The organism is Lysinibacillus sp. RU7, assembly GCF_057837305.1.
This window is the reverse complement of sequence record NZ_JBYQFK010000036.1, coordinates 16,757-38,419: the sequence shown is the minus strand read 5'-3', so window position 1 is coordinate 38,419 and position 21,663 is coordinate 16,757. Positions and strand designations below refer to the sequence as shown.

Sequence of the window (21,663 nt, the reverse complement as noted above, 5' to 3'; positions counted from 1 at the left end):
AATTGGGGGAGGTGCCCATTTTTTATTGTTTTGAAACCCTTGGGAGACAAGGGTTTGGAATTATGAAATTAACTCAAATGTAGAAGTTTATGTCGGCGATCAAACTTTAGCGGGATAAGAAGCCAATACAGTAATTGAAAATAGTTTAATACCAGTTTTAATTCCGATCCTCATTATTGTATATATTATTTTTTACTACTTTTAAATTATATTAAATGTAAAGTTAGGGATTTGTTTAAACCATAATATCATAATTCAAACTGAGTATAAAAGGCTGTCAAGACAGTCTTTTATTTGTCTTACCATAAAGTATGAAGGGGGAATTAATATTGAAAGAAAAAGAATTTTATGCAGTGGAGAAAGTTTCATTTAAACACTTACTAAAATGGCGAGTCGAAAGGTTCTTAAAAAAGAAAGATCTTTCGTTTCAGGTCCCACATATTGAAAAAGTGGAAACAGAATTTATTGGAAGTAATCGTCAGGTAACTGCTGTGACTTGGATTGGTCATGCAACCTTTTTAATTCAACTGAAGGGTTTAAATATACTGTCCGATCCAGTTTGGGCATCAAGACTAGGGTTTGAAAAAAGATTAACTAAACCCGGCGTACCGATTGAACATATTCCAGACATTGATATTGTTCTAATTTCACATAATCATTATGATCATCTTGACTTTCGTACCTTAATTAAGTTAAAGGGCAACCCACTGTTTTTAGTTCCGAAAGGATTAAAATCCACTTTTTTAAGAAAAGGGCTAAATAATACGAAAGAATTCTCTTGGTGGGATTCCATGTTTCACAAGGGATTAAAAATTTCTTTTATCCCCTCCCTTCATTGGTCACGAAGAAACCTGAATGATTTAAATAAATCCTTGTGGGGCGGGTGGATGATTGAAGGGGACAAAGCTAATATTTATTTTGTTGGTGATTCTGGATATCATAATGGTTTTAAACAAATTGGAAGGCAATTTAAGGTGGATTGCGTCTTAATGCCAATTGGGTCCTATGAACCAGAATGGTTTATGGAATCGCAACATCTCACACCAGAACAAGCGGTACAGGGATACCAGGATTTAAAAGCAGATCTCTTTATTCCGATGCATTACGATTCTTTTCGCCTTGCAGATGACACACCCAAAGAAGCACTGGACCGTTTAGTAGCTAAGTGGAATAACAAGAGGCTTGATATGGAGAATTTAAAAATTTTAAAGTTGGGAGAAACACTAGTTTTCTAGGCAGTATAGCTGCATGGTTTTTGAAAAATAATATGTCTATGTATGTTGCAGATTTAAAATTGCTTTATAGAAGTTATACTGCTAAATAGTTGTAACATGGCTAGTTTGGCATTTGTTACTGTAGTACCAATTAAGACTTTAGCGATTAAATAAAGATCGATGTCATCTGTTTTCATTAAGAGAATAGTCTTTTTCCATAATGACACGCACGATGTTTTCATACATAGTGACTCATAAACTTAATACAATGACTACTCGTTGGACTTGATATGAATGTTTCGCCTGTCCAATCTTTTCAATCAAGAGGCTCATCCTTGTTTGCTTCATCATAAATGATAAAGGATGATTTAGTGTGAGAAAACTTGTCCGCTTGTTTTTGTCTATTATTAGTCATATATGAAAAATACATGTTTTGTGGCTGTCTACATTCATTGTCATCGGGATATTCCTTCTTCTAAAATGAAAGCAATGGAGGCGTCAGCAGATGAACTTATTATTAAAAAATGAACGTGAACGACAAGAAGTAATCGAGTTTTTAAATAAATATAAACAAGAAAAAGAAATGACCGAAGTATGGTTACAGCAGCGTGTAGCCGAAATCCAAGTAATCGGTAGCTATGAACCGACTTTTGATGAATTAGAATTTGGTGCGCGCGTTGCTTGGCGAAATAGTAATAAATGTATCGGGCGTCTTTTTTGGCAGTCACTGCATGTATTTGATGAGCGCAGTCTACAAAATGAGGAAGATATTTTTCGCGCATTACTGAGGCACATTGACTATGCAACAAACGAAGGGAAAATTCGTCCTGCTATTACAGTGTTTGCATCAAAGAGGGTACGCGTTTGGAATCACCAGCTTATCCGCTACGCAGGGTATGAAACGACGAAGGGCATTGTTGGTGATCCAGATTCGGTTACTTTCACAAGACAATGTATGAAGCTTGGTTGGCAGGGGGAGGGCACACCATTCGATGTGTTACCACTCGTCATTCAGGTAGATGGTAAACAGCCTAAGTGGTTTGAGATTCCAAAATCGTATGTACTGGAAGTAGACATTACACATCCTGAGTATCCTGCCTTTCAAAAGCTACAATTAAAATGGTATGCGGTGCCGATTATTTCGAGTATGCGTTTTAATTGTGGTGGCATTGATTTTGAGGCCGCGCCGTTTAATGGTTGGTATATGGGTACAGAGATTGGCGCACGCAATTTGGCAGATACGAATCGTTATAATTGTTTGCCAAAAGTAGCGGATGTAATGGGACTGAAGCGTGAGACAAATAGTTCATTATGGAAGGACCGTGCTTTAGTGGAATTGAACATTGCGGTACTGCATTCCTTTAAGGAGGCGGGTGTCAGCATTGTTGACCATCATACAGCCGCACAACAATTTAAGTTGTTTCAAGAGCAGGAAGGGAAATCCAATCGTGATGTCACAGGCAACTGGACGTGGTTAATCCCACCTGTATCGCCAGCTACAACACATATTTTCCATCAACCAATTCCTAATATCATTCATAAACCAAATTATTTTTATCAAAAAAATCCATATTAACGAACTATTCATAGCCCAATCTGTCTGGGCTATTTTGTTTTATTTTTATAATTTTGTTTGAAATTTCAAACAAAATAAATATAGAAATTTATTACTGTTATTGTTAAACTGTTCCATAATGATAAAACTGAATGATTTTTGGTGCTAATGCGAATTAGCTTAAAAGGGAAGTACGGTGAAAGTCCGTCGCTGTCCCGCAACTGTAATTCGGAGCAAATCACATAGAAGCCACTGTTTTATAACGGGAAGGTGTGAGGAGCATTGATGATAAGCCAGGAGACCTGCCAAAAATTAAGCCCGATTCAACCTACGAGGATAGGTGCGAAGTAAAGCAAATGTTCAATTTGCTTATTTACTAATGCACCCATGCACTTTCTCTTAGGAAGTGTATTTTTTTATGCACTTTTTTGTTAATGAAAAAAGAAGATTGTTATTTTAAATGAAAAGTGTATAATTTAATTGATAATAGTAATCATTACTACTATAGTAGATTCATAATTCAAGCATGGAGGAGATAAAAGTAAATCGTTCATAAAGTATTTAGTGATTTTAGCAATTGATAAGGAATAGTATTTATGAAAAATGATATTATTTCTCAAGTCATTTTCAGTCAAGAAATGACAAGGATACATAAACAAGATGTTTACTATGCGGTGAAATGACGTATCAATCAGGGTGATAATAAGAATCATTTTCTAGAAAATAGGAGGAATAACAGTGAAGCGTATTTATATTTTATTCATATCAGTAATGATATTGATGTTGTTAACAGCGTGTGGAGATGATGAGCAAACAGCAGCTACATCTGCAAAGGAATCAAGTAATACACTAGTGATGTCTTGGCCAAAGGATATTGGGGAAGTGAATCCACATTTATATTCGCCAAATGAAATGTTTGCTCAAGCAATGTTGTATGATCCGTTAGTGGTGTATGAAAACGATGGCACGATTTCACCTGGATTAGCGGAATCATGGGACATGTCATTGGATGGGAAGATTTATACATTCAAGCTACGTGAAGGTGTGCAATATTCTGATGGTTCATTGCTTACAGCTGAAAATGTAAAACGTAATTTTGATACCGTTATCGCAAATAGTGCAGCACATAGCTGGTTAGAGGTAGTGACTGTTATTGACCAAGTAGAAGTGGTGGATAATACAACGGTAAAAATTCATTTGAAAGAGGCGTATTATCCGTTCCTACAAGAGTTATCACTTATTCGTCCGCTTCGTATGCTAGGGGACGCGGGATTCCCGGAAAGTGGTAGTACAGCAGATGGGATTGAAAAAGCAATCGGTACAGGTCCGTGGATTTTAACTGCGTATGAGCAAGATCGTTATGCAGAATTTACACGTAATGAAAACTATTGGGGTAAAAAGCCGTCAATTAAAAAAGTAGTAGTAAAAGTGATTGCAGATTCCCAAGCACGTATGATGGCCTTAGAAAAAGGAGATATTGATCTCATTTTTGGTAGTGGGCAGCTTGTACCAGCTGAATTTGCGACATTACAGCAAAATAATCAGTACGTCACAAAAGTGTCAGAGCCTTTATCAACACGTATTTTATCTTTCAATACAACATACGGTGTGACACAAGAGAAGGCAGTACGTATCGCATTACAGCATGCACTTGATCGACAAACGATTGTGGAGCACGTATTAAACGGTTTAGAGCAAGAAGCACGTTCATTATTTGCACCGGGCTTCCCTTATAGTGATATTGAAGTAGAATCATATGCTTATGACGTACAAAAAGCGGCTGCTATTTTGGATGAAGCAGGCTGGGTAATGGATGAAAAGACAGGTATACGAGTAAAGAATGGTGAAACGTTGACACTGACAGTTCCTTATAACAGCAGTGAGCAAGTGCATAAGGCCATCTTTGAATATTTGCAAGGTGTATGGAAAGAGATTGGTGTGGAAGTCAATTTAATGGGGGAAGAAAGTCAAACAGTCTATATGCGTTCAAAAGAAGGCGAATATAATCTCATGTTCAATGATACATGGGGAGCGCCTTATGATCCGCATATGTACCTGCGTACAATGACAGGTGAAAAGCAAATCGGTTTTTATGCGAAAGCGGGTATTGAGTCGAATGCGAAGTTAACGGATGATATTACACGTGTGATTCGTTCAACCGATGAAGCAGAGCGTCACGCGCTGTACGAAAGTATTATTCAAACGATTCAAAGTGAAGCGATTTTCATGCCCATTTCATATCGTCAAAATTATTTAGTGGCGAACGATGTATTCGAAACGATTACATTCTCCCCACAACAATACGAAGTACCAATCAATTTGTATGAAATGAAGTGATGAGATGGGGCAATTTTTAACGAAACGTCTACTGAGCATGGTGCTAGCGCTATGGGGGATCACAATCATTGCCTTCTTCTTAGTACGCGTGATGCCCGTTGATCCAATAGAGGCATATTTTCAAGCTAATCAATTGCCTGTAACCGAAGAGGCGATGGAACAAGTACGTGAGGAACATGGGCTAAATCAGCCTATGTTCACACAGTACGTACAATGGCTATCAGGTGCTATTCAGTTCGATTTTGGTACATCCTTTATGACGAATAATCCTGTAAGCACGGAGCTATTTAGCCGTTTTGGTGTGACGATGCAGCTAGCGGTTGTTGCATTTCTTTTTATTTTGTTGCTATGTGTACCAATTGGGATCATCAGTGCTGTGAAACGTGACTCTTGGTTTGACCGCATGACGCGCTTAACGATTTTCTCGATTGCTTCGATGCCGAGCTTTTGGTTAGCCTTTGTGTTAGTTTATACGGTGGCATTAAAGCTCGATTTATTACCGTTAATGGGCTGGGGAACAGTAGATACGATGATATTACCTGCTTTAACGTTGGCACTAGGGGTTGTCCCGTATTATGTACGCATGATTCGGACGAGCATGATTGAGCAAATGGATCAGCCATTTGTGACATTTGCGCGAGCGCGTGGAGTACCAGAGCATATTATTATTCGTCGTCATATTTTTAAAGGGACGCTCACACCATTAATTACGTCACTCGCCATGACGATCGGTGTGCTGCTAGGCGGAGCAGCAATTGTCGAGATTGTCTTTACGATTCCAGGTATGGGTCGTTTTATTGTAGAAGCGATTACAGCGCGTGATTATTCCGTTTTACAGGCATTTATCTTTATCATTGGTTTCTTCTATATCGTAATTAATTTTATGGCTGATTTGGTGTGTGCATGGATTGATCCGCGTATTCGTATAAAGGAGGATGCTTCGTGAACAAAAAATGGGCACTTTATATGAGTAGTTTTTTAGTAGGCGTTTTATTTTTAGTAGCGATTTTTGCGCCGTGGTTAATGCCAAATGATCCACATGCACCGAATATAGCCATGAAGTTACAAGGCTTTTCATCGCAGTATCCATTAGGCACCGATCATTTAGGCCGCTGTGTATTGTCACGGCTAATCGAGGGGGCTCGGGTTTCCCTATCCATTGCTTTTGTTGTGTTGATGGCGACGCTTGTGATTAGTATGGTCATAGGCTTAACAGCGGGCTTTATCGGGGGCTGGCTAGATATGCTTCTTATGCGGATTTGTGATATTTTGCTGGCTATTCCGAATTTTGTTTTTGCGTTAGTCATTGTCGGGGCATTAGGTGCTGGCATGAAAAATTTACTTATTGCCATTGTACTGGTCACGTGGGTCGGCTTTGCACGCATTATTCGTAATATGGTCGTGAGTTTAAAGGAAACAGATTATGTCACGTATGCCCGTGTTTGTGGTGTATCGAAATGGAAGATTGTTGTGCGACATATTTTACCGTTCGTCTTCCCACAAATGCTCTTGCTGAAATTCATTGGATTAGGCTCAACTATTTTAATGATCTCGGAGTTATCTTTCTTAGGGCTAGGTGTGACAGCACCAACTGCTGAATGGGGCATGATGATTAGCGAAAGTAAGACATACTTACTGACAAAGCCCGAGTTGATGCTTATTCCAGGGATAATGATTTCAATTACAGTCCTTATTTTTAATGCTTTTGGGGATGCACTACGAGACGTACTCGATCCGAAAACGACATAGGAGGGCTGAATATGTTAGCCGTTGAAAATTTAAATGTTACATTGCGAAATGGTCATGTCGAAAAGCATGTGCTGCACAACATCAGCTTCTCTATACCGAAAGGAAAGGTAGTCGGTATTATTGGGGAAAGTGGCAGTGGCAAATCTGTATTATGTACAACGATTATGCAATTATTTCGCGAAAAACGAACAGTAACAGGTAACCTTTCTTTTAATGGCATGTCTTTAGTTGAGCTGTCTGAAAAAGAAATGCGGAAACTACGCGGGAAAGAAATGGCACTCATTATGCAAAATCCGATGGCGATGTTTAATCCTATTGTTACGATTGGTGAACATTTTACAGAGACGATTCAAGCACATCGAAAAGTAACGAAAAAACAGGCGATTGCACATGCAAAGGAGCAGTTGCAAAGGTTTCAGCTATTTGATGAAAACATATTAAAGAAATATCCGCATGAGTTGAGCGGTGGTATGCTACAGCGTGTCATGATTGCGATTGCGGCGAGTTTAAATCCGTCTCTATTATTAGCGGATGAGCCGACGACAGCACTTGATACGACGACACAGCTTGAAATTTTAAAAGAGTTAAAACAATTACATGCCACGACGGAGATGGCGATGCTCATTGTCTCACATGATTTAGGTGTCATTGCCAATTTAGCTGAGGAAATTATTGTGATGCGTCACGGAATTATTGTAGAAAAGGGGCCGACTAGCCATATTTTACAGCATCCACGTCACCGGTACTCGCAACGGCTTGTTGCAGCACGAGATGAGCATAGTCAATTAGCGGATTTAATCGACCGTTTTGATGAAGAAATTACAGGTGAATTAATGCAATGTGATCCAGGTCATTGGGTTCGAATGGAGGGAAGCGTGTGATTACAATTGAGCAAGTGTCAAAATGCTATACTAAAAAAGCCTTATTTAAAAAGCCGCACCACATTCAAGCAGTAAAGGATGTATCGCTAACAATTGAAGAAGGCTGTTGCTTTGCATTAGTTGGACAAAGTGGCTCAGGGAAAAGTACGCTTGGTAAAATGCTATTAGGTATTGAAAAGCCTGATAGTGGATCGATTTATTTCCAACATATGAATGTTCACCAAGCAACTAGCAGCGAACGTCGCTTCCTGCAGCATGCGTTACAGGTAGTGTTTCAAGATTGCCATAGTGCCGTGAATCCGAAAATGAAAATCCGAGATATTATTGCTGAACCACTTTGTGTGCATCAAAAGTTAACAAAAGCTGAAATCGAGCAAATCGTCGGTGAATTACTTGAGATGGTCGGGCTAAAAAAAGAGGATATGCTGAAATATCCCCATCAATTTAGCGGCGGGCAATTACAGCGTATTACGATTGCACGTGCCATCTCCACAAAGCCAAAGCTCATTGTGTTGGATGAATCCATTAATAGCTTGGATATTTTAGTGCAAATTAGTATTTTACAGCTACTGAAACGATTACAACAAGAGCTCCGTTTAACATACTTTTTTATTACACATGATCTACATGCGGTGAAATTATTTGCCGATGAAGTAGCGATTATGCATCAAGGACAAATTGTGGAGCAAGTAGCGGCTTGTGATTTAGCTTCTGTCCAGCATGAAGCAAGTAAAGCTTTACTTGCTGCCCAATTATCCATTGATTGTATTCACAATTATTTAGCAGAGGTGGGAGGTCGCGTATCGTGAAGAAAAGCCCGTTATCCATTAGCATGCTTCAAATGTATGGGCTTGCGATGTTTTACTTTACAGCCAATTCAGTATTAACCGTTATTTTCCCATTACAGGCGAAGGACCATGGTATGCCAGAAGCGGAAATTGGGATTATGATGGGCATGTATATGTTTATTTGTATGATTTTACGTCCGTGGGCAGGGCAAATGGTTGTTAAGCATAGCGTATTCACCATTATGAAATGGTTATTAGTCGGTCATGCCGGTGCTTTATTATTATACATATGGTTAGGTGTCGATAGCTTATATGCTGTCCGTATTTTACAAGGTTTTGTAACAGCGTTTTTCTCGATGGCGATGCAAATTGGGATTACGGAAGTACTGCGTGACGAGGACCGCGGACAAGGGATGGCGATGTATTCGTTATCAACGGTATTACCAGGGCTATATGGTCCAGCATTAGCGCTGTTTTTATGGTATCAGGGGGACATGATGTGGTTGTTAGTATTAGTAGCGACTTTAGCTTTTTTCCCACTCCTGTTTTTCATCAAATCACCACTCCCAAAAACGAAAAAGGACAATGCATCATTTACGTTTAAAGAAATGTTTGCGGCGATGAAGGTAGCGCGACAACATAACGGACTTGTTGTGTCTTCAGGGGTCATGTTAATCGGTGCCAGTATTTTTGGGGCGATTACCGCCTTTTTACCGCTTTATTTTGTCACAACTGGAACGGGTAATGCGGCACTCTATTTATTTTTACAAGCAATCGTTGTTGTAGGAAGCCGCTTCTTTTTCCGTAAGCACATTCCGTCAGATGGCAAGTGGCATCCGAAATTTATTGCGCTTGTTTTAGTAAGCTCTATTATTGGGACGAGTTTACTAGCCTTGTTGCCGATGATTGGTTCGTTTATTTATATTAGCGCTATTTTTAATGGTATTGCTACCGCGATGCTCTATCCGACATTAACGACATATATTTCATTTGTTGTACCAGATGCACAACGTCATATTTTATTAGGGCTATTTTTAGCTTCTTATGACTTAGGCTTTTCAATGGGCGGTATGGTCATGGGCTTTATCGTACAATTCGTTTCATACGAAATGATGTTTGCGACGTGCTCGTTACTCGGTGTTGTGGCGTTACTTTATAATTTTACGGCACAAAAAGCGAACGCTAATATTAAACAAGTCTCGATTAATTAATAGCGTGACGCTAGTACATGCAATTTTCCCCGTATGTGCGTACGGGGAAAATGTGTACAAGTTCATTTCTTTACAAATTCCTGTTGCAACTGTAACTGCTTTTTCGCAAATTGCAGGGCATGTTTTGTTTTTCCGCGTAGTTCACAGTTTTTTACGAGTGCCTCGTATAGTTCATGTAACAGCTGCATATCCTCAATTTCTGTTGCCACAATGAGCGCTTGCTGCAAAGCATCCATGGCGTAGTGGAGTTCCTTTTTTTCCATATAGTAATAGGCACGTAGTATAAGTGTCTTTATATGTTCTTTTGGCATACTTCCTAAGTCGGCCTGCTGTTCGCATTTTTGGAGAAGCGCATTTGTTTCTTTAAGACGATGCAGTGCTAGGAGCGTCTCTGCTCGATTTAACATGTAATAGAGATGTGATGCAGGCGCGAATGTAATGATATCGGCGTATTTTTCCCAGTAAGTATCACTCATTTCAAGTGACGATTCGAAATGCTGCAATGCAATATGACATTTTTGAATATGTAGTAAGGCGGTTATTTTCTCATCTGCTAATTTAGACTGTTCTGCAATTGGTAAAGCATTTGTAAACGCTTGAATGGCTTGTTCATAATTTTCGGCGGTTAGTTGCGTAAGCCCTCTCAGTATAGAATATTGTGCTTGTAGCTGTGGTTGGCTTGTCTCATGAATTAGTTTCTCGTAGCGAGTAAAAAGAGTGTGAAACTGTTGCATTTCCCCGCGCATATAAGCAATCGTAGTGAGCTGATATAAACAAAGACCACTATTTTCTGTTTGTGCCTGTGACATATACATTTTTAATAATTGATTGAACACAATTTTCGCTTCCGCATATTCCGCTGTGCGAAGGAGATTAATCGCATAGTCCATTCGTATTGGTAGCCCCATTGAAATCCTCCTCAACATTTACAAGCTAGTATTGATACGAATGTCAATATTAATACGTCTTTGCGAAAAGTTGTAATATTTTGCTTGAGGGAGGGCGGTCGTAAATTTCTTTCCAACAAATGAAAAAGTAGTATCTCTATTTAAGAGATACTACTTTTTATTATTTATCCAAAATCATGTCGATTAGCTCTTTACGGTCGATTAAATAGACGTCATTAATATTTGCCAGCTTCACCGCCTGTTTTGTAAAGTAACTATTTGTGACAACCCATGCTTCTGTTGCATTATACATTTTAATGGCACCGATAATTTCCTGCACGGCTTTGACCCCGACGGAGCTTGAATAGCGTTTTGCTTGGACGACGATGACATCTTTCCCATCTTTTAAAACTAAATCCGCGCCATAGTCACCACTTGTTGCCGTATACGATACTTTAAAACCACGACGTTTAAATAACTCGCCAAGGAAACGCTCGAATGCTTCGCCCGTCATTTGATCGACTTCTGCAATGCCGGCTTTACGTAAGCGTGAGGATTCATGTGAGCGTAGCCACGTTTTCAAACCGAGCCATAATAATGCATATGCACCAACACCGACACCAAATCCTTTAACGGTTTCTATATAGTACCAGCCGATGCCTCCCGCTATTAAAAATGGCAGCAACCGCATGAGTGGAATGCGTTTTTTCTTCTTTTTTCGACGTTTCCGAAACATACTTTTCTCCTTTAGATATAATGAATGATTATATCATAAATGAGTACGTATGTTTGTATTAATCGTGAATCGTTCGGTTGCTACTTGCAATATATGCCGCAACTGCTAAAGAAATGGCTATCACAATGAAAATAATATTCGGCACGAACCAGTTGTCAGTTACATCGTGAAGCAGCCCGAAACATGTTGGACCGATAGCTGCTAGTAAGTAACCAATCGATTGCGCAAACCCTGAAAGTTCAGCCGCTTCGTAAGCCGTTGTAGTACGAAGGGTAAAGAACATCATGGATAAACTAAATGATGCACCACCTGCAAAGCCTAAAAAGACCATCCAAAGAAAGGCATAGTTTGTCCATTCCATTAACACGCCCGTAAAGCCGAGCAAATAAAAGGCAGAAAACATGAGTACAATTGGGCGTTGATTTGTCATTTTGGCCGCTACAATCGGTGTTAAAAAGGTCATAGGAATTTGACCAAACTGCATAATGGAAATAAGCCATCCTGCATGATTTGCATCAATGCCTTGTGCGATATAAATTTCTGGAATCCATGCCGCCATTGTATAAAACAGAAATGATTGCATCCCCATCGCAACCATAACTGCTAATGCAATCGGAGAACGGATTAGCATCCCCCAACCATTTCCTTTCGATGTAGAGCCTGTTAATGCCACCTTTTCCTCGCGTAGCTGTGGAATCCAAAAAATGATGCCGATAATGGCAGCAAGAATCGCAATACCTAAAGCTATTTGCCAGTTTGTCGCTGTCGCAACAGAATAGCTAATTCCTGCAGCAAAACCGCTTGATAAATTCATGGAAACCGTATAAATCCCAGTTAAAATCCCGATATGCAGTGGGTAACGCATTTTAAAGAAGCTTGGAATAAGTACATTACCAAATGAAATCGCGATCCCAATCAGTACTGTGCCTAGCAATAAAAGAGATGTTGTGCCAAGGGAGCGTAAAACAATCCCAGCTATTAGTAGTAAGAGTGAGTAGAATAGGGTCCATTCCATGCCGAAACGTTGCGCAATCCGCGGTGCGAAAGGTGAAACAACCGCGAATGCGAGTAATGGAATGGTCGTTAAGAAGCCGGCAAGCACATTTGAAATGCCTAATCCATCTCGAATGAATGATGTAATGGGTCCTACAACGGTAAGTGGTGTTCGAAGGGTCATTGCAAATAGAATAATGGATAAAGAAAATAGAATGACTTTCCGATTTAATTGTATTTTTTTGCTTTGGTAGTTAGATGACTTTGCCATGATGAAAACTCCTTAAAATAATGTTTGACTGTTTTGAAATGTTAGAAAATAAAGAAAAGTACCGAAACGATTGATAACAAAAAATTGCTATGTTAGACTCATGTACATATTCTAATTTAATATTTTTTGCCTCATGTGAAAAGTGGGGTAGAGGTCGCGACTATTATGACTAGTATAGCTGAGATTGGGAGAATCCGTGAAGCTTTATGAAAGGAATAGTTGCCGAAGTATAGTATCGCTCTTCAGATACTATGCTGGGGCTGTACTCGAAAAGGGACAGAACTGCCGCGTTTTGCGCGGGTGAGCTATCGTTTCAAGTTGATGAGGTATTTCGGATACCGTCATAACTTTTTATGGCGGTTTTTTGTTTGAAAAATAAATTTTTTAAATGCTCAAGCCTCGAAACCGAAATACAATCAACAAAAAAAATGAGGAGTTTTATATGTATGAGTAATATTCAAATTGATCAGCTTGGCAATAAGTCTGAGCTGAAGCGTAGCCTAAAAAGTCGTCATATCACCATGATTTCGTTAGGCGGTACAATTGGAACAGGGCTATTTTTAGCGTCTGGTTCGGCTATCTCAACGGCGGGTCCTGGGGGAGCATTGCTTGCCTATGCATTAATCGGCGTGATGGTGTATTTCTTAATGACGAGCCTTGGGGAAATGGCCGCTTTTATGCCAACATCAGGTTCGTTTAGTACGTATGCAACGCGTTTTGTTGACCCAGCATTTGGCTTTGCGCTAGGTTGGAACTATTGGTATAACTGGGCGATTACGATTGCAGCCGAAATTGCCGCTGTATCTATTATTATGAAATACTGGTTCCCGGATAGTTCTTCGCTCCTGTGGACAGTCTTATTTATTGTCGTTGTATTATCGTTTAACTTATTATCTGTTAAAGCGTATGGTGAGAGTGAATACTGGTTTGCTATGATTAAAGTAGCGACTGTTATTATTTTTATCATTGTCAGCTTCTTAATGATTTTTGGTATTTTAGGTGGCCATGATCCAGTCGGATTATCTAATTTCTTTGTAGAAGAGGCGCCGTTTAATGGTGGCTTTATGGCGATGTTTGGTATTTTCTTAGCAGCAGGTTTCTCATTCCAAGGCACAGAAATGCTAGGTGTAACCGCTGGTGAAACAGATGATCCAGGAAAAAATATTCCAAAAGCAGTTCGTTCTGTGTTTTGGCGTATTTTATTATTCTATATTTTTGCCATTGGTGCAATCGGTTTATTAATTCCATATACAGATACGCGTCTATTATCGGATGATATTGCGATGAGTCCATTTACGATTGTGTTCGATCAATTAGGGGTGGCATTTGCTGCTTCTGTGATGAATGCGATTATTTTAACGGCGATGCTGTCAGCAGGTAACTCGGGTCTGTATGCCGCAAGCCGTATGCTGTATCAATTAGCCGTTGACGGGAAGGCACCAAAATTCTTTGCAAAAGTGAATACACGTGGCATTCCAATTTATGCGTTGCTCGCAACATTAGCGATTGGCTCGTTATCGTTTTTAGCATCATTCTTTGGGGATGGTGTAGTGTATATTTGGTTATTGAACGCATCGGGGATGTCTGGCTTTATTGCATGGGTAGGGATTGCGATTAGTCATTATCGTTTCCGTAAAGCGTATGTTGCGCAAGGCCGTGATATTAAAGACTTACCTTATGTATCACCATGGTATCCATTTGGTCCGTTATTTGCTTTTGTTGTCTGTATGATTGTCATTATTGGTCAAAACTATACAGCTTTTACAGGCGGTACGATTGACTGGTACGGTGTATTAGTATCGTATATCGGACTTCCACTCTTCGCCATGCTATGGTTAGGTTATAAAATGAAACATAAAACAAAAATCGTCCCACTGGAAAAGTGTGATTTAGATTATTAATGACATAGAAACGGCTCCCGTATGGTGAGCCGTTTTGTTATGTGAAATATATTATTTCGCTACTTTTCTGATTGTAAGAACCTGTTATAATGAATACTAACTTTTTGAAAAAATATAGAATCGTATATAGTATTTTTTTTACTAGCAACAGATATTACATAACGTTAAGAGGGTGAAGAAATGAGTGTATCAATTGGATTTCAAAGAAAAATAAATGAATGGATACAATCGAACAATAACGGTGTTGCTTTTCGACCGTTTTTAGTAGATGGTAACCCCTATAAATCCCGTGTCTTTGTAGTGGGCGCTTTTCCACATCCGAAGTTTGAAGTAAGTGGTGAGTTTCAACAATTTGAGTATATGGAATCACTTGTTGATGCAACGCTTTTTGAGCTGATTTATGGTGAACAGATGCAATCGCGCGAAAATAAGGGAATTGCTGCTTTTATGCAATGGTTAAAAGAGGAATGTGGTGAAAGAGCTATCAATACAACGATCACAGCGCTCATGGCGGAATCTGCTAAACATTTAAAAGAGTATAGCAAGGTTTTACCGGAAGACTATGAAAAAGGATACGATGTATTCGGCCAAGTATTAGCGGAATTCCAGCCAGAGGTACTGATTTTGCATGGTGCGGATGCGTTACGGCAGTTCCGCCAACGATTTGCTGATACGCTCATCGATCACTATGCGCATATTGAAAAAGTGCAAGACCTTGAAGAAATGGGTGTATTTGCAGAGCTATTTGTTACGAATGAACGAAAAATAAAAGTATTTGCTTGCCGTAGCTTAAGTTATTATGGTAAAACAGGAGAGGTCTTTACATTATTTAAAAATGAAGTAAGGCGAATTTTGTCATAAAATACAGAAAACGGCCTAGAAAACGAACGATAGATCATACTACCTTTGATTTTTGAAAGTAAATTCCGAATAATCGAAATCGTTTTATTATTAAAGTTAGCATTGCATTTCAAAAATAACGTGATTATAATTGTGACATTCTTAAATTTTAACTAAATCATTTTACTCATATAATAGCGGGAATAGGGCTCGCAAGTTTCTACCGACTAACCGTAAATTAGTTGACTATGAGAAGCAAGTTTTATGAATAGAATGTCTAGTATTGACTATTTTATTTGTATACTTTTGATGTACACTCGAAAGTCTTGTTTCCACATAGGGAAAGGACTGTTCGAGTTTTTTTATTTGAGTAAAGTATTTTGTTTAGGGAGGAACGGGTAGCTGTGAAGCTGTTAAAAGATAAAATTGAGCAAGAAGGTAAAGTATTATCAGATACGGTGTTAAAAGTAGATTCATTTTTAAATCATCAAATCGATCCGCTTTTAATGAAAGCAATTGGTGAGGAGTTCGCTAATCTTTATGCGGAGGAAGTAATTACAAAAGTATTAACAATTGAATCTTCAGGGATTGCTCCGGCAACATTTTTAGGCTTAACAATTGGTGCGCCGGTTGTCTTTGCACGTAAACGTAAATCACTCACATTAACAGACAATTTATATTCAGCAAAGGTCCATTCCTTTACAAAAAATGAGACGAATGATATTTCAGTATCAAAAAACTTTTTATGTGCCGATGATAATGTCATCATTATTGACGACTTCCTAGCGAATGGGGAGGCAGTAAAAGGATTGCTGGATATTGCCGAGCAAGCTGGTGCACATGTTGTTGGGGTAGGGATTGTGATTGAAAAAGGATTCCAAGATGGTGGTAAAATGCTACGTGAACAAGGCGTACGTATTGAATCACTAGCACGCATTAAATCACTTGCAAACGGGAAGGTAGAGTTCTTCGAAAACGGTGAATTTTAATGAATAATGCAAAAGCGATTACTTTTGGTATTCAGCATTTACTTGCGATGTATGCCGGCGCTATTTTAGTGCCGCTCATTATCGGTGGTGCTCTTGGTTTTAATACAGAGCAAATGACATATTTAGTAGCGATTGATATTTTAATGTGCGGGATAGCAACACTTTTACAAGTATGGAGCGGTAAATTTGTCGGGATTGGCTTACCAGTAGTGCTTGGATGTACATTTACTGCGTTAACACCGATTATTACAATTGGACATTCAGCTGGCATCGGTGCTATTTACGGAGCGATTATTGCTTCAGGTGCGATTATTGTATTAATTTCAGGCTTCTTCGGTAAGCTAGTGAAATTCTTCCCACCGGTTGTGACAGGTTCAGTTGTATCCATTATCGGGATTTCATTATTACCGACGGCAATTACAAACTTTGGTGGTGGTGTAGCAGATGCACCAGATTTCGGTTCAACAACAAACTTATTATTAGGGTTCACGGCGTTAATCACGATCATTGTGATTTATCGCTTTACAACAGGCTTTATGCGTGCCATCTCCATTTTAATGGGGATTATCATTGGTACGGTGCTAGGCATGATTCTAGGTGTCGTTGATTTTACGCCGGTAAAAGAAGCAGGCTGGTTACACATGGTGCAACCATTCTACTTTGGGGCGCCAGAATTCCATTTAGAACCAATCATTACGATGACATTAGTAGCGATGGTATCATTAGTAGAATCAACAGGTGTATACCATGCATTAAGTGATATTTGTAAAAAGCCAATCGGTTCAAAGGACTTAGCGAAAGGGTATCGTGCAGAAGGTTTAGCTTCTATTATCGGTGGTATTTTTAACGCCTTCCCGTACACAACGTACTCGCAAAATGTAGGCTTAGTCCAAATCACAGGTGTGAAAGAACGTAAAGTCATTTTCATTACAGGTGGTATGCTTGTTGTGCTAGGCTTCTTACCAAAAGCAGCAGCCTTAACACAAATCATTCCAACACCTGTACTTGGGGCAGCAATGATTGCGATGTTTGGTACAGTAATTACACAAGGGATGAAAATGTTAGCACCAGAAATCAATAAATCAATGGAAAACGCGTTAATCGTGGCATGTGCTGTTGGTTTAGGAGTTGGTGTATCAATTGTCCCTGAGGTATTCAAAAACTTACCAGAAACATTATCAATTTTATTCGCAAACGGTATCGTGACAGGTTCGATTACAGCGATTGCGTTAAATATTGTGTTTAATATGATTGGTAGTTCGAAAACAGAAACTCAGTTAAATACAATGAGTCAATCAGATACAGTGAAACGATAATGTAGGACGCTCCTCGTAATGAGGAGCGTTTGTTTTTTCTCTTCTAAAGTGGGAATAGAAAATATAGTATATTTTCCACTAACGAATATATTTTATAAAATATTTGGTAACAATTTGAAATAATATGCATATACTAAAATAGTAGAGAAGTATTGTTTTTAGCTATTTTTAAAATGTAAATATTGTAAAATTTATTTGTTTAAAGTGTCGGAAATGTAGATTTTTTCTAAGGTTTCGATTTACTAAAAATTTACAATAAACTTTTTAGCTAAATTATGTGAATTCTCTGCGAGTTATTTGATATAATAGTACTGAATACATTTTGAAAAGGAGAGTTGCCCATGGTGACCGGTCAGTTAGAGCAGGCTTTTAAATTAGCAGAAAAGCACATGCTCGAAGTTCAAACAATTTTAGATTTAAAACGTATTATTGCAAAAGAGGTCAATTCATCACCAAGAATGGAGGAAAAGATTCTTCAGTTGATGATTCAGCTTCTTGAGAACAATAAAACGATCTTACAGGAGGCACAATAATTGGAAAAAACAATCGAAACATACGACGATCAAGACACATTTGACTAAAGGCGCTGCTCAAGCATAGAAATAAGAGCAGCGCCTTGTTATTTTTATAAGACGTTTATCTACTGTTGTTTGACATGGCCGTTCCTTAGTGGTATATTTATCTCGAATTAAAGATATTTAAATTTGAGATAAATTTATAGTAAATAATGGGGGCTTACATATGGAATTTGCAAAACTCATCGAAAAACGACGCTCAGCAAATAATTTTATAGAAGGGATTACAGTCACGCCACAAGATTTAAAACCGATTTTTGATGATGTAAAGCTAGCGCCGTCTGCGTTTAATTTGCAACATGCTGAATATATTACGGTTTTAGATTCAGAGTTAAAAGAACAATTACGTGAAGCAGCGTATGGGCAATATAAAGTCCATTCAGCAGCAGGTGTCATTGTTGTAACGGCTGACCGTTATGCATATAAGCAAACTGCACGATTAAATGAAGGGTTAAAGAATTTGGGTGTTATTAATGACTGTCAGCTGACGCAATTAGTACAGGATAATGCAGCATTTTACGAAGAGCGTGGTGAGGAATTTATGAAGGAAGATGCGATTCGTAATGCATCCCTCTCTGCGATGCTATTTATGCTAGCTGCAAAAAATCGTGGATGGGATACATGTCCGATGATTGGGTTTGATCAAGAAAAAGTACGCGAAATTTTATCGATTCCATCAACGCACGAAATTGTTATGATGATTACCATTGGCAAAGAAAAAGAACAAAGCCGAAATTTACGTGGTTACCGAAAACCGGTAAATGAGTTTGTCACATTTATTTAAGTAGGAGGAAAAATGATGCAAACAGTAGGCATTCACCATATTTCAGCTATCGTTGGGGACCCACAAGAAAATGTAGATTTTTATGCTGGCATTTTAGGGTTACGTCTAGTGAAAAAGACAGTAAACTTTGATGACCCTGGTACGTATCATCTTTATTTTGGAGATGAAGCAGGATCACCAGGAACAATTATGACGTTTTTCCCTTGGCTAAGTGATTTCCGTGGACGTATTGGAGATGGGCAAGTGGGTGTTACATCGTATGTTGTGCCAGAGGGGGCTTTACCGTTTTGGGTAGCGCGACTGGAGGAATTTGCTGTTCCTTTTATAGAGGTAGAGCGCTTTGGTGAGCAGTATGTTCAGTTTGATGATCCACACGGGCTACATATCGAGCTGGTTGAGCGGAAAGAAGGAGAAAACAGTAAGTGGTCATTTGGTGAGGTGACATCTGATGTGGCAATCAAAGGATTTGGTGGTGCCACTTTATATTCAAGTAGTCCACAGCAAACCGCCGATGTATTAACAAATGTCATGGGATTAGAACTTGTCGCACGTGAAGGGGATTATGTGAGGTATAAAGCACCTGCTACGATTGGGAATATCATTGATTTAAAAATAGTCCCTGGTCGTCGCGGCGCAATGGGTTCTGGAACGGTACATCATATTGCCTGGCGCGCAAAAAATCAAACGGAGCACTTGCAATGGCAGGAACATGTGATGAATAAAGGGCTACATGTAACAGATGTGAAAGACCGTAATTATTTTGAGGCTATCTATTTCCGTGAACCGGGTGGGATTTTATTTGAAATCGCAACAGATCCACCAGGCTTTGCAATTGATGAAACACCACAAGTAATGGGCAGCCAGCTGATGTTGCCACCACAATATGAGCATATGCGAGCGCAATTAGAAAGCAAGCTACCTCCAATACAAGTACGTATAGTAAAGGCAAATAACTAAACACAGAGAAGGGCTGTACTTAAAAGGAAGCATATGCTTCGCTTTAGCACAAGCCCTATCTGTATAAAGCAATAAATACGTAGTAGTTATGTTTTTAGCTTACACTAATGAATCTAAATACGCTTCGATATATGCATATAAATCTTCATAGGACATGTTAAATACTTGTATAAATGCTTCTTCATCATCCTCAAATTGTGGGATTAATAGAATAAACTCTTCTATTTTATCCATACCAAATTGAGATTCCAGTAGTGCAAGTGCAACAACGGATTCAGCACTATAGGACTCGGTTATATCACCAAATTGTTCAATTTCCAGTAAATATTCAATGTATTCCTGGAATTTATCTGTTTGTACAAAGTGGTCTTTATTATCTTGCATTGTATATCCAATATTTTCAGCTAATGCTTCTTCTACCCAACTCGTTGTAAAGGATACTTCATAGAAGTTGGATACGACCCAGTGGAAGTATTCGTGTCCTAATAGTTCAAGATTTACATAATCCTCCTCTTCTTGTAGGTTTGTTGTTAAGACGATGACATTTTCTTCAAAGTTTACCCAACCCATAGCATCGTCTAATCCTTCAACATCGCCGTAATTGCTGTATTCTTTAATATCTTCCTCAAATGCTAAAACTAAAAATACTGGTTTTTCATCTACTACTACATCGAAAAGCGCGGCGAAATCATGTACTTCTTCTTCTGTGAACGCCTCAGCATAGGCTGTTAAATACGCATCACTAATCGATGGTGAAGCATAAAACAGACCGTATTCTGTTTCAATCGAATGCAATTGATCTAAGTATGCTTGCATTGCTTCCGTTCCGACTGGTGAAATAGGCAAGCCATCTTCTTCACTTTCAATTTCGTCTTCGCTGCCTGTTTCTTCCTCAGTATATAATGCACGATAGATGAATACAGCAAAGTGTTGACGTGTAACGAATGCATTTGGACGGAATGTTTCATTGCCGTAACCTGTTGTAATACCAGCTTCGACTAATGCGCCAATAAAGCCATTAAACGAATCGTGTACAGGAACATCTTGAAAGGCAGTTGTTTGTGTTTCTTCAAGTCCTAAAATGTTTGTTAATACTTTCGCTAATTGGGCACGTGTCAATGGCTCATCTGGACGGAACTTACCGTTTGATCCATCAATAATGCCGGCTTTATAAAGCTTTGTAATCGCCTCGTAATAAGGATGTGTTGACGGTACATCTAAGAAGCTCACTGCTGGACGTACATCCTCTAACTCATAGGCACGTGTAATCATGACGGCCATATGTGCCCGTGTCATCGTAGCATCTGGCTTAAACTGACCATCACCATAACCGCTAATAATGCCGTCATCCGATAAAACATCCAACATATCATAGTACGGGTTATTGCTCGGTACATCCGTAAATGTTTTAGCGTTTGACAGCTGTGGTACAAAGAACAAGGTCAACCCTAAGACAACTGTTACTATCCACTTTTTCATGTTTTATCCTCCTAACATAGTTCAACATACAAAAATAGATTAAAGGATCATTATTAAAATCTGTTTAAATTTTTAAAAATATTTATTTATTAAAAATGTAGTTAAAAAGTGGTATTTTTTCATATATATGAAACTTTTGTTTCCGAAATACGTATATGTAAATGTGGAGGTTTCTGCACGAAAATAGATAGGGGGATGGA

20 protein-coding genes and 3 riboswitches are annotated in these 21,663 nt (G+C 38.8%); of the genes, 15 read left to right on the top strand and 5 right to left on the bottom strand.

Features of this window, described 5'->3' with window-relative positions:
• Positions 1-311: 311 nt before the first annotated feature.
• On the top strand, positions 312-1,235 hold the full coding sequence (locus AC3II9_RS19665; protein WP_489158189.1) for an MBL fold metallo-hydrolase: 924 nt from the start codon (positions 312-314) through the stop codon (positions 1,233-1,235).
• Positions 1,236-1,288: 53 nt separating this feature from the next.
• Here AC3II9_RS19665 and AC3II9_RS19660 read toward each other — a convergent pair whose 3' ends face one another.
• Positions 1,289-1,456: a hypothetical protein gene (locus tag AC3II9_RS19660; RefSeq protein ID WP_489158187.1), complete on the bottom strand. Its 168-nt coding sequence runs from the start codon at positions 1,454-1,456 to the stop codon at positions 1,289-1,291.
• A gap of 263 nt (positions 1,457-1,719) precedes the next feature.
• Between AC3II9_RS19660 and AC3II9_RS19655 the strand changes: the two genes are divergently transcribed.
• From AC3II9_RS19655 to cntE, 7 genes are all read left to right on the top strand, one after another.
• Complete coding sequence (locus AC3II9_RS19655; RefSeq protein WP_489158185.1) at positions 1,720-2,790, top strand: nitric oxide synthase oxygenase; 1,071 nt, start codon at positions 1,720-1,722, stop codon at positions 2,788-2,790.
• Between the two features lie 122 nt (positions 2,791-2,912).
• Positions 2,913-3,093: riboswitch (cobalamin riboswitch) on the top strand.
• Between the two features lie 414 nt (positions 3,094-3,507).
• Positions 3,508-5,106, top strand: a complete 1,599-nt coding sequence (nikA, locus tag AC3II9_RS19650) for a nickel ABC transporter substrate-binding protein (protein ID WP_489158183.1) — start codon at positions 3,508-3,510, stop codon at positions 5,104-5,106.
• A gap of 4 nt (positions 5,107-5,110) precedes the next feature.
• Positions 5,111-6,052 carry a nickel ABC transporter permease gene (nikB, locus tag AC3II9_RS19645; RefSeq protein WP_489158181.1) on the top strand — a complete coding sequence of 314 codons (942 nt, stop codon included), beginning with the start codon at positions 5,111-5,113 and terminating at the stop codon, positions 6,050-6,052.
• A complete protein-coding gene (locus AC3II9_RS19640) occupies positions 6,049-6,855 on the top strand; it encodes an ABC transporter permease (protein WP_489158180.1) in 807 nt (268 codons plus the stop codon). The genes nikB and AC3II9_RS19640 overlap by 4 nt, the downstream gene beginning before the upstream one ends.
• 11 nt (positions 6,856-6,866) lie before the next feature.
• Entirely contained in the window at positions 6,867-7,736 is an 870-nt protein-coding gene (locus AC3II9_RS19635) for an ABC transporter ATP-binding protein (protein ID WP_489158178.1), read from the top strand.
• Positions 7,733-8,545 (top strand): ABC transporter ATP-binding protein, encoded by an 813-nt coding sequence (locus AC3II9_RS19630; protein ID WP_489158177.1) that lies wholly within the window; start codon positions 7,733-7,735, stop codon positions 8,543-8,545. The genes AC3II9_RS19635 and AC3II9_RS19630 overlap by 4 nt, the downstream gene beginning before the upstream one ends.
• On the top strand, positions 8,542-9,735 hold the full coding sequence (gene cntE / locus AC3II9_RS19625) for a staphylopine family metallophore export MFS transporter CntE (RefSeq protein WP_489158176.1): 1,194 nt from the start codon (positions 8,542-8,544) through the stop codon (positions 9,733-9,735). Before AC3II9_RS19630 ends, cntE begins: the two co-directional genes overlap by 4 nt.
• Before the next feature lie 62 nt (positions 9,736-9,797).
• On the opposite strand, the gene AC3II9_RS19620 is transcribed toward cntE, so the two are convergent.
• From AC3II9_RS19620 to AC3II9_RS19610, 3 genes are all read right to left on the bottom strand, one after another.
• Positions 9,798-10,643, bottom strand: coding sequence for a tetratricopeptide repeat protein (locus tag AC3II9_RS19620; RefSeq protein WP_489158174.1), 846 nt, complete (start codon positions 10,641-10,643; stop codon positions 9,798-9,800).
• Positions 10,644-10,803: 160 nt separating this feature from the next.
• A complete protein-coding gene (locus tag AC3II9_RS19615; RefSeq protein WP_489158173.1) occupies positions 10,804-11,358 on the bottom strand; it encodes a restriction endonuclease in 555 nt (184 codons plus the stop codon).
• A gap of 58 nt (positions 11,359-11,416) precedes the next feature.
• On the bottom strand, positions 11,417-12,622 hold the full coding sequence (locus AC3II9_RS19610; protein ID WP_489158171.1) for a CynX/NimT family MFS transporter: 1,206 nt from the start codon (positions 12,620-12,622) through the stop codon (positions 11,417-11,419).
• A 140-nt stretch (positions 12,623-12,762) separates the two neighbouring features.
• Positions 12,763-12,938, top strand: a riboswitch (Lysine riboswitch).
• A 130-nt stretch (positions 12,939-13,068) separates the two neighbouring features.
• Here AC3II9_RS19610 and AC3II9_RS19605 point away from each other — a divergent pair.
• From AC3II9_RS19605 to AC3II9_RS19575, 7 genes are all read left to right on the top strand, one after another.
• Entirely contained in the window at positions 13,069-14,523 is a 1,455-nt protein-coding gene (locus AC3II9_RS19605; RefSeq protein ID WP_489158170.1) for an amino acid permease, read from the top strand.
• A gap of 180 nt (positions 14,524-14,703) precedes the next feature.
• The gene (locus AC3II9_RS19600; protein WP_489158168.1) at positions 14,704-15,384 is read left to right on the top strand and encodes a hypothetical protein; all 681 of its coding nucleotides are present in this window, start codon (positions 14,704-14,706) and stop codon (positions 15,382-15,384) included.
• Between the two features lie 146 nt (positions 15,385-15,530).
• Positions 15,531-15,632, top strand: a riboswitch (purine riboswitch).
• Between the two features lie 135 nt (positions 15,633-15,767).
• Positions 15,768-16,352, top strand: a complete 585-nt coding sequence (locus AC3II9_RS19595; RefSeq protein ID WP_391373034.1) for a xanthine phosphoribosyltransferase — start codon at positions 15,768-15,770, stop codon at positions 16,350-16,352.
• Positions 16,352-17,668 (top strand): nucleobase:cation symporter-2 family protein, encoded by a 1,317-nt coding sequence (locus AC3II9_RS19590; RefSeq protein ID WP_489158166.1) that lies wholly within the window; start codon positions 16,352-16,354, stop codon positions 17,666-17,668. Before AC3II9_RS19595 ends, AC3II9_RS19590 begins: the two co-directional genes overlap by 1 nt.
• Positions 17,669-18,009: 341 nt before the next feature.
• A complete protein-coding gene (locus tag AC3II9_RS19585) occupies positions 18,010-18,201 on the top strand; it encodes an ABC transporter permease (protein WP_391373040.1) in 192 nt (63 codons plus the stop codon).
• 208 nt (positions 18,202-18,409) lie between these two features.
• Positions 18,410-19,027 carry a nitroreductase family protein gene (locus tag AC3II9_RS19580; protein ID WP_489158164.1) on the top strand — a complete coding sequence of 206 codons (618 nt, stop codon included), beginning with the start codon at positions 18,410-18,412 and terminating at the stop codon, positions 19,025-19,027.
• A gap of 15 nt (positions 19,028-19,042) precedes the next feature.
• A complete protein-coding gene (locus AC3II9_RS19575) occupies positions 19,043-19,984 on the top strand; it encodes a ring-cleaving dioxygenase (protein WP_489158162.1) in 942 nt (313 codons plus the stop codon).
• 99 nt (positions 19,985-20,083) lie between these two features.
• Here AC3II9_RS19575 and AC3II9_RS19570 read toward each other — a convergent pair whose 3' ends face one another.
• Positions 20,084-21,463, bottom strand: a complete 1,380-nt coding sequence (locus tag AC3II9_RS19570) for an S-layer homology domain-containing protein (protein ID WP_489158160.1) — start codon at positions 21,461-21,463, stop codon at positions 20,084-20,086.
• Positions 21,464-21,663 lie beyond the last annotated feature (200 nt).

What these genes read in the sequence shown, in the direction of transcription:
- AC3II9_RS19665 (WP_489158189.1), top strand. Translation starts at nt 312, where the DNA reads ATGAAGGGGGAATTAATATTGAAAGAAAAAGAATTTTATGCAGTGGAG.
- AC3II9_RS19660 (WP_489158187.1), bottom strand. Translation starts at nt 1,456, where the DNA reads ATGAAAACATCGTGCGTGTCATTATGGAAAAAGACTATTCTCTTAATG.
- AC3II9_RS19655 (WP_489158185.1), top strand. Translation starts at nt 1,720, where the DNA reads ATGAACTTATTATTAAAAAATGAACGTGAACGACAAGAAGTAATCGAG.
- nikB (WP_489158181.1), top strand. Translation starts at nt 5,111, where the DNA reads ATGGGGCAATTTTTAACGAAACGTCTACTGAGCATGGTGCTAGCGCTA.
- AC3II9_RS19635 (WP_489158178.1), top strand. Translation starts at nt 6,867, where the DNA reads ATGTTAGCCGTTGAAAATTTAAATGTTACATTGCGAAATGGTCATGTC.
- AC3II9_RS19620 (WP_489158174.1), bottom strand. Translation starts at nt 10,643, where the DNA reads ATGGGGCTACCAATACGAATGGACTATGCGATTAATCTCCTTCGCACA.
- AC3II9_RS19615 (WP_489158173.1), bottom strand. Translation starts at nt 11,358, where the DNA reads ATGTTTCGGAAACGTCGAAAAAAGAAGAAAAAACGCATTCCACTCATG.
- AC3II9_RS19610 (WP_489158171.1), bottom strand. Translation starts at nt 12,622, where the DNA reads ATGGCAAAGTCATCTAACTACCAAAGCAAAAAAATACAATTAAATCGG.
- AC3II9_RS19605 (WP_489158170.1), top strand. Translation starts at nt 13,069, where the DNA reads ATGAGTAATATTCAAATTGATCAGCTTGGCAATAAGTCTGAGCTGAAG.
- AC3II9_RS19600 (WP_489158168.1), top strand. Translation starts at nt 14,704, where the DNA reads ATGAGTGTATCAATTGGATTTCAAAGAAAAATAAATGAATGGATACAA.
- AC3II9_RS19590 (WP_489158166.1), top strand. Translation starts at nt 16,352, where the DNA reads ATGAATAATGCAAAAGCGATTACTTTTGGTATTCAGCATTTACTTGCG.
- AC3II9_RS19585 (WP_391373040.1), top strand. Translation starts at nt 18,010, where the DNA reads ATGGTGACCGGTCAGTTAGAGCAGGCTTTTAAATTAGCAGAAAAGCAC.
- AC3II9_RS19580 (WP_489158164.1), top strand. Translation starts at nt 18,410, where the DNA reads ATGGAATTTGCAAAACTCATCGAAAAACGACGCTCAGCAAATAATTTT.
- AC3II9_RS19575 (WP_489158162.1), top strand. Translation starts at nt 19,043, where the DNA reads ATGCAAACAGTAGGCATTCACCATATTTCAGCTATCGTTGGGGACCCA.
- AC3II9_RS19570 (WP_489158160.1), bottom strand. Translation starts at nt 21,463, where the DNA reads ATGAAAAAGTGGATAGTAACAGTTGTCTTAGGGTTGACCTTGTTCTTT.